Origin of the sequence: Reyranella sp., from assembly GCF_030651995.1 — a bacterium.
GTDB lineage: Bacteria > Pseudomonadota > Alphaproteobacteria > Reyranellales > Reyranellaceae > Reyranella.
In genome coordinates this window covers 22,723-30,210 of record NZ_JAUSBN010000002.1, presented here as the reverse complement: position 1 = coordinate 30,210, position 7,488 = coordinate 22,723, and the positions used below count along the sequence as shown (strand labels likewise).

Sequence of the window (7,488 nt, the reverse complement as noted above, 5' to 3'; positions counted from 1 at the left end):
GCTTCTCGGCGATGCCTTCGAGCCGCAGGACCAGCCCATTCTCGAAGCCGTATCGGCCAGGCTCGAGGGCAAGACCCAGCGCCAGCGCAATCCCCATCCCAAAGCCAGCCTGGCCTTCGCAGCCTGGGTCATTGCCAGACTTGGAGGATGGACCGGCTACTACGGCAAGCCAGGGCCGAAGGTCATGCGCATCGGCCTCGATCAGTTCCGCGCCATCAAATATGGCGTCTCCCTCGGACTATGAGATGTGTGAATCCGATAGACCGCTAGGGGGAGAGGCTAGGTGAGGGGGCGTCGAAGGCTGATGCTGTGCGCAACCCCCTCACCCAACCTCTCCCCCTAGCGGGGGCGAGGAGCCTGAAAGAGAGAAGCGGCCGTCACTCCAACTCAATCACCCCACTCATCATCGGCTTGCAGCGACCGCCGATATAGGTTGCGACGACCCTACCGTCCTTCTTTTCGGCGCAGGCCTGCAGCACGCTGGGGCGGCCCATGTCGAACCCCTGGCCGATCGTCTTGACCAGGGTGACGTCGGCCTCGGGCCGGTGATGCGCCAGCACGCCGATCAGGGCGACATTGGCGGCGCCCGTTGCCGGGTCTTCGGGAATGCCGTGCTCGGGGGCGAACATGCGGGTCTGGACGTCGATTTCTCCCTCCTTTGCTTGCACGTAGAGATGGATGCCGACGAGGCGGTCGCGCGGCAGGTCGCGGGCGAAGACCTCAGGGCGGGGAGCCGCCCGGCGCAGCGTCTCGCGTGATTTAAGTTCGACAAAGAGCAGCGGTGCGCCGCAGGAGGCGACGCGCGGCGGCTGGACGTCGAGCTTCAGGTCGTCGGGCTCGAGGGAGCAGGCAGCCGCCACGAGGGCGGGATCGATTTCCTCGCCGAAGCTGAGTGGCACCGGCGCGGCGAGGCGGGTCGCCACGACCGCGCCGCCCTCGCGCACGATGTCCATCGCGACCAGACCTGCCTTCTCCTCGAAGACCAGCCGGTCGCCGGTCACCGGCCGACCGTAGCTGGTGCCGGCGCGGGCCAGGACGAAGGCGGTGCCGACATTGGGATGGCCGGCGAAGGGCATCTCGGCCCTGGGCGTGAAGATGCGCACCTCGGCCGTATGGGCCGGGTCCTTCGGCGGCAGGACGAAGGTCGTCTCGGCCAGGTTGAACTCGGCCGCGATGGCCTGCATCCGTTCGCCCGACAGGCCCTGTGCATCGGTGATGACGGCCAGCGGGTTACCCCCGAACTGGCGGTCGGTGAAGACGTCGACGGTGACGAAATTGAGTTTCATGATTCCAAATCTGGCACGGCGCGCTAATCTCGCCGCATGACCAAAGCTCAGGCCGCCCCTAAAATCTCTTACGATCACGGCGTCTCGGACAAGAAGCTGATCGGCGAGACGATCGGCGCCTTCTTCGACCGCACCGTCGAAACCCATCGCGACCGCGAGGCGCTGGTGGTCCGCCACCAGAACGTGCGCTGGAGCTGGGGCGAACTCGGCCGCCGGGTCGACAATCTCGCCGCCGGTCTCCTGACCTTGGGGCTGGAGCGCGGCGACCGGGTCGGCATCTGGTCGCCCAACACGTCGGAATGGACGCTGGCGCAGTTCGCGACCGCGAAGGCGGGGCTCGTGCTGGTCAACGTCAATCCGGCCTACCGGCGCGCCGAACTCGAATACGCCATGAACAAGGTCGAGTGCAAAGCGCTGATCCTGGCGCCCGCGCTCAAGACCTCGAACTATCTCGAGATCGTCGAGGATCTCGTGAAGGCCCAGAAGCTGCCGCACCTCAGGCACGTCATCCGGCTCGGCAAGGAAAAGACGCCGGGCATGCTGAACTTCGACGATGTCGCGACGGCGGGCGGCAACGCGGAGAAGGCGCGCCTCGCCGAGCTGGGACCGAAGCTGCAATTCGACGACGCGATCAACATCCAGTTCACCTCGGGCACCACGGGCTTTCCCAAGGGTGCCACGCTCAGCCACCACAACATCCTGAACAACGGCTACTTCGTCGGCGAGGGGCTGAAGCTCACGCCCGAGGACCGGCTCTGCATCCCCGTGCCTCTCTATCACTGCTTCGGCATGGTGATGGGCAATCTCGGGTGCCTGACGCACGGCTCGACGATGATCTATCCGTCCGAGGCCTTCGATCCGCTGGCGACCCTGCAGGCCGTGGCCGAGGAGCGCTGCACGGCGCTCTACGGCGTGCCCACCATGTTCATCGCCCAGCTCGACCATCCCGACTTCGCGACGTTCGACCTCAAGAGCCTGCGCACCGGCATCATGGCGGGCTCTCCGTGCCCCATCGAGGTGATGAAGAAGGTGCAGAGCCACATGCACATGGGCGAGGTCACCATCGCCTACGGCATGACCGAGACCTCGCCCGTGTCGACGCAGTGCGCCACCGACGATCCGGTCGAGCGCCGCGTCTCGACCGTGGGCCAGGTGCTGCCCCACATCGAGATCAAGATCGTCGACACCGAGGGCAGGGCGGTGCCGCGCGGCGAGACCGGCGAGTTCTGCACGCGTGGCTACTCGGTGATGAAAGGCTACTGGAACGACGAGGCCAAGACCAGGGAGGCCGTCGACGAGGCCGGCTGGATGCACACCGGCGACCTCGCGACCATGGACGAGCAGGGCTACGTCAACATCGTCGGTCGCCTCAAGGACATGATCATCCGCGGCGGCGAGAACGTCTATCCGCGCGAGATCGAAGAGTTCCTCTATCGCCACCCGAAGGTGCAGGACGTGCAGGTGATCGGCGTGCCCGACCCGCGCTTCGGCGAGGCGGTCTGCGCCTGGATCAAGCTCCATGCCGGCCAGACCGCGACCGACGAGGAGATCCGTACCTTCTGCCAGGGCCAGATCGCCCACTACAAGATCCCGCGCTACATCGAGTTCGTGCCCGAATTCCCGATGACCATCACCGGCAAGATCCAGAAGTTCGTGATGCGCGAACAGACGATCGAGAAGCTGGGGCTCAAGGCGGAGAAGACGGCTTAACGCTGGGGTCGATGCGCCTCCAGGAACATCCGGATGTGGCGCACCGCCAGTGGCACGCGTTCCGGCGTGTCCTTCCACGGGTAGAGCGTGACCTGTGAATTGGGCGACAGCATCGCCACTTCCATCGCGACCTTGTAGGGGTGCGGCGGGCTGTCGTCGGGGGCGACCAGGATCGGGGTCTTGCAGGCCTTCACGAACTCGCGCGGCACGGTGAACACGAAGTCGGCCTTCTTCGTGTACATGTTGGTGAGGTACTGGCTCACCTGGTCCATCGAGTATTCGGGGCGCTTGGCCACGAAGTCGGGACCCCATCCTTTCATGTTGTTGTCGTAGAACTGGTTCGGCAGTTCGGGGCGGAAGCCCGAGGGCTGCGTCAGGACGGCGGCGATCACGCGGTCGCCGACCCGCTTGATCAGGTTCCAGATCAGCGGCTGGCCGATGCAGTAGCCCAGCACCATGAACTTCTTGGCGCCGAGATGGTCCATCAGGCCGACATGGTCGTCGGTGATGGCATCCCAGGTGCGCTCGATGTCGAGCGGCCCGGTCGATTGGCCGCCATTGGCATTGCGCAGGTCGGCGCAGATGCAGCGGAACCTGTCGCTGAATTCCTTCATCGCGCTGAAGGGATGGGTCTTGTCGAGACCGGCGATGGTCGAGTTGAGCCCGCCGCCCGGAATGATCAGAAGCGGCAGCCCCGAGCCCGCCTCCTCGTAGTGAATGCGGACGTCGCCTCTTTCATAGAATGGCATGGTGTCTTCTCCCTGCCGCCAGCGTGCCATGCGCGGCGGCAGGGTGCAAAGCGGGCCGTGTTCAGCCCAGCAGGCGCTTCACCACGTCGAGCTGGATGTGGGCGGCGTCGACCATCTCGGCGATCGGCACGCTCTCGTTGGCGGCATGGCCCTGCGCGCCGGAGCCGGGGCCGAAGTTGATGATCTCGATGCCGTCGTCGGCATAGTAGCGGCCGTCGCTCACGCCCGTGGCGTTGAGGAACTTCACCTTGCGCCGGCTGTGTGCCTTCACCGCGGCCTCGAAGGCGCCGACCGCCGCGCCGTTCTCGGGCGCGAAGAAGCCGTTGGTGCCGGTCAGGAACTCGACGCCAACCATCGACTTCGGCTCGCCCACGCCGTCGACCACCTTCTTCAGCTCCTTGAAGGCGTCCTTGACCTTCTCGTTGGGCAGCAGGCGCCGGTCGATCTCGACGGTGCAGGCCGACGGCACGACGTTGGTGTTGTGGCCGCCATGGAACATGCCGATGTTCACCGTCGACTTCATCGCGCCCGAGACGCGATCTGCCAGCGCCTTGTCGTAGTAGGAGCTGAGCGCCCCCACGATGCGCATCATGCGCAGGATGGCGTTGTCGCCGGCTGCCGGATTGCCGGCATGGGCGGCGCGGCCCTTGGTGGTGAGGCGCGCCCACATGACGCCGCGCTCGGCCACGATCAGGTTGTTCTCGGTCTGCGCGCCCAGGATCAGCGCGCCGGGTCGCACCTTGCCGCTGTCGCGGAGATACTCCATGCCCTCGGGCCCGAGATTCTCCTCGTCGGCCACGAAGGTGAAGATCAGCTCGCCCGAGGCCGGGCCGCCGCGGCGCGCGATCTCCTCGGCGATCCAGATCTGCACGGCCATGCTGCCCTTGCAGTTGCCGGCGCCCAGCCCGTAGACGAGGCCGCCCTTTACCAGCGCCTTGTAGGGATCGCTCTTCCAATTCGAGCGTTCGCCGACGCCGACCGTGTCGACATGGGCATTGAAGGCGATGACCGGGCCCCCATTCTTTCCTTTGGCGCCCTTGCCCTTCATCCGCGCCACGACATTGTCGACGCCCTTCTTGTGCGTCGCGATCTCGACCTTGTAGCCGGCCTTCTTCAGGCGCTTCGCCGTATAGGCGCAGATCTCGACCGAGGTGCCGGGCGGGTAGGGGCTGGGCAGTGCGATCAGGTCGGACAGGATCGCTACGAGTTCGGACTGCATCTTCTTGGACATGAATTCGAAATCCTCATTGGAAGAAATGCTGTCATCCCGAGCGCAGCGAGGGACCTTTGCATCGGTGGCAGGAAAGGTCCCTCTCTGCGCTCGGGATGACAATGTGGGTGTTCAACGATTGGCCAGTTCGACCAGCACCTCGACCAGGACGCGGGCGCCGGCGGCGAGGTCATGTGGGGTGGCGTTCTCGATTTCGTTGTGGCTGATGCCGCGCTCGCAGGGAACGAAGATCATGCCGGTGGGGCAGAGATGGGCGATGTGCATGGCGTCGTGACCCGCGCCCGAGGGCATGTCCATGTTGCTGAGCTTCAGCGCGTTGGTCCTGGCGCGCACCAGGTCGACCACCATCGGATCGAAGTCGGTGGGCGGCACGGCGGTCACCCGCTCGATGCCAGCGCTGCAGGGGGCAGCTTTGGCGGCGACGATCTCCGTAAGCGTCTTCTCGTGCGCCTCCAGGACCGCGTCTTCGGGGTGCCGCATGTCGATGGTGAAGACCGTCTGTCCCGGCACGGTGTTGGGCGAGCCCGGCGCGACATCGACACGGCCGATGGTGAAGCGCAGCGTGTCGTCCTTGTCGGTCGTGGCCTCGTACATCGCCTGCGCGATCCGGAGCGCCGCGGCAAAGGCATCCTTGCGGGCGGCGCGCGGCGTCGTGCCGGCATGCGCCTCCTCGCCTTCGGTCGTGACGATGTAGCGGCGGCTGCCCTGGATGGCGGTCACGACGCCGATGGTCTTGCGGTCGTTCTCCAGACGCGGACCCTGCTCGATATGGGCTTCTACGTAACCGTCGAGCGGGAAACCGGGCCTGCCGTCGAGCATCGGGGCCGGGGCGGCCTTCAGCGTCTCCGCCAGCGCGTCCTTCAGCACGACACCCTTCCAGTCCTTCATCTGCAGCATCTCGTCGAGGTCGTAGTGGCCGGCGAACACTGCCGAGCCCATGGCGCCGGGCTGGAAGCGCGAGCCCTCCTCGTTGGTCCAGGCGACAGCCACCACGGGGCGGCGCGTCTTCACGCCGGCATCTTCCAGCGCTTCGAGCGCCTCGAAGGCGGCCAGCACGCCGTACATGCCATCGAACCGGCCGCCGGTCGGCTGGCTGTCCATGTGCGAGCCGCTCATCACCGGCCGCGCCGTGGGGTCGGAGCCTTCGCGCCGCACGAAGAGATTGCCGATCGCGTCGGTCGAGACCGCGAAGCCGCGTGCCCTGGCCCAGGCGCCGAGCAGGTTGCGGGCCGCGGCATCCTCGGCCGACAGCGCCTGCCGGTTGACGCCGCCCTTCGGCGTGCCGCCCAGCTTCGCCATGTCGGCGTGCCGCCGCCACAGACGCTCTTCCCGGATCGCTTCGGCCGCGCTCATCTCGTCTCCACAAGCTTGTCGCGCGAGCTATAGCCGCGCCATAGTCGGGCTTCAATCGCCCGACACTTGGGCGTCGCGTCTCCGGGGGCCTCATGCACAATCATCTTGACCGCAACCTGATCGGCTACGGCCCCAACCCGCCGCACGCGCAGTGGCCGGGCGACGCCCGCATCGCGGTGAGCTTCGTGCTGAACTACGAGGAGGGCGGGGAGAATACGATCCTGAACGGCGATGCCGCCTCCGAGGTCTTCCTGACCGAGACGCCGGGCGGCACGCCCATCGTCGGCGGCCGCGACCTCTCGACCGAATCGATGTACGAGTACGGCAGCCGCGCCGGCTTCTGGCGCATCCTGCGGCTCTTCCAGGAGCGAAACATGCGCTTCACCTCCTGGGCGGTCGGCCGCGCGCTGGAGCTCAATCCCGCCGCCGGCAAGGCGATGGCTGAGGCCGGCCACGAGGTCGCGAGTCACGGCTGGCGCTGGATCAACTACAAGGACTTCACGCTCGAGCAGGAACTCGACCATATGCGGCAGGCGGTGAAGGCGATCGAGCAGACGGCCGGCCGCGCGCCGGTCGGCTGGTACACCGGCCGCTTCGGCCTGCACACGCTCGAGGCCGTGATCAAGCATGGCGACTTCCTCTATTCGAGCGACTCCTATTCGGACGATCTGCCTTACTGGGTGAAGGTGGGCAGCGAGCCGCACCTGATCATTCCCTATACGCTCGAAGTGAACGACATGAAGTTCGGCGTGGCGCCGGGATTCACCGCGGGCGACGGCTGGTTGCAGGCGATGAAGGACAGTTTCGACATGCTCTATGCCGAGGGCGCGCGCGCGCCGAAGATGATGTCGATCGGCCTGCACTGCCGACTCGCCGGACGGCCGAGCCGGGCCGCCACCCTGGCGCGCTTTCTCGACTACGTGGCCTCCAAGCCCAAGGTCTGGGTGGCGACCCGCGAGGAGATCGCGCGGCACTGGATCGCGACCCATCCGGCCCCTGTGCCCTGAAGCACGCCCGCGCCGTTACAATTGAAACACGAAAGGACACGCGGTCTGGTTGCGCCGCGGAGCGTCATGCCCCTGCGATGCGGGGCACAACGAGGCGCTTAAGCCCGGCCCGTCGGCATCTTGTCGATCTCGGCCCAGGCTCGTTCGCACCT

Annotated in this window: 6 protein-coding genes and 1 pseudogene; 3 read left to right on the top strand and 4 right to left on the bottom strand. The window is 66.4% G+C overall.

Annotated features, from left to right (window positions below; genetic code table 11):
* Nucleotides 1-244: pseudogene (locus tag Q7V45_RS00190) on the top strand (transposase); the annotation flags it as partial.
* Nucleotides 245-377: 133 nt separating this feature from the next.
* On the opposite strand, the gene Q7V45_RS00185 reads toward Q7V45_RS00190, so the two are convergent.
* Nucleotides 378-1,286, bottom strand: a complete 909-nt coding sequence (locus Q7V45_RS00185) for a PhzF family phenazine biosynthesis protein (protein ID WP_304845063.1) — start codon at nucleotides 1,284-1,286, stop codon at nucleotides 378-380.
* A gap of 36 nt (nucleotides 1,287-1,322) precedes the next feature.
* On the opposite strand from Q7V45_RS00185, the gene Q7V45_RS00180 reads away from it, so the two are divergent.
* On the top strand, nucleotides 1,323-2,996 hold the full coding sequence (locus Q7V45_RS00180) for an AMP-binding protein (RefSeq protein ID WP_304845060.1): 1,674 nt from the start codon (nucleotides 1,323-1,325) through the stop codon (nucleotides 2,994-2,996).
* Here Q7V45_RS00180 and Q7V45_RS00175 read toward each other — a convergent pair.
* From Q7V45_RS00175 to Q7V45_RS00165, 3 genes are all read right to left on the bottom strand, one after another.
* Nucleotides 2,993-3,745: an alpha/beta fold hydrolase gene (locus Q7V45_RS00175; protein WP_304845057.1), complete on the bottom strand. Its 753-nt coding sequence runs from the start codon at nucleotides 3,743-3,745 to the stop codon at nucleotides 2,993-2,995. The two genes, Q7V45_RS00180 and Q7V45_RS00175, sit on opposite strands and share 4 nt — an antisense overlap.
* A 61-nt stretch (nucleotides 3,746-3,806) precedes the next feature.
* Nucleotides 3,807-4,976, bottom strand: coding sequence for a M20 family metallopeptidase (locus tag Q7V45_RS00170; RefSeq protein WP_304845054.1), 1,170 nt, complete (start codon nucleotides 4,974-4,976; stop codon nucleotides 3,807-3,809).
* A gap of 111 nt (nucleotides 4,977-5,087) precedes the next feature.
* Nucleotides 5,088-6,329 (bottom strand): Zn-dependent hydrolase, encoded by a 1,242-nt coding sequence (locus Q7V45_RS00165; protein WP_304845051.1) that lies wholly within the window; start codon nucleotides 6,327-6,329, stop codon nucleotides 5,088-5,090.
* A gap of 92 nt (nucleotides 6,330-6,421) precedes the next feature.
* On the opposite strand from Q7V45_RS00165, the gene puuE reads away from it, so the two are divergent.
* Nucleotides 6,422-7,336: an allantoinase PuuE gene (puuE, locus tag Q7V45_RS00160; protein ID WP_304845048.1), complete on the top strand. Its 915-nt coding sequence runs from the start codon at nucleotides 6,422-6,424 to the stop codon at nucleotides 7,334-7,336.
* Nucleotides 7,337-7,488: the final 152 nt, after the last annotated feature.